Source organism: Micromonospora sp. CMU55-4 (assembly GCF_011602315.1).
Lineage (GTDB): Bacteria > Actinomycetota > Actinomycetes > Mycobacteriales > Micromonosporaceae > Micromonospora > Micromonospora chalcea.
Window position 1 is genome coordinate 1 of record NZ_JAAOLH010000064.1, and the last position, 365, is coordinate 365.

The window sequence follows — 365 nt, forward strand, 5'->3', positions numbered from 1 at the left end:
GACCGCGGCGAGTGGGGCCCGGACAAGGGCGACTGGGGCAAGGACGGCAAGGACGACCACGGCAAGACCCGCGAGGTCGCCTGCGACGACGACGCCCTGATCGACGCCCTCGAACTGGCCAACCGCGACCACGGCGGCACCCTCAAGCTCGCCGAGAACTGCACCTACGAACTCGGCGTCAAGGACCGCAAGTTCGGCTCCGCCCTGCCCGAGATCAAGCAGGACGTCACCATCAAGGGCAACGGCTCCACCATCAAGCGCGACGCCGAAGACACCTTCCGCATCTTCCGCGTCCGCGACGGCGGCGACCTCACCCTCAAGGACCTCACAATCAAGGGCGGCAACGCCAACGAGTTCAAGTACCC

Annotated in this window: 1 pseudogene; it reads left to right on the plus strand. The window is 66.8% G+C overall.

The annotated features are described in order from the left end of the window. Window positions 1-365 (plus strand): annotated as a pseudogene (locus HA073_RS30260) (hypothetical protein); the annotation flags it as partial.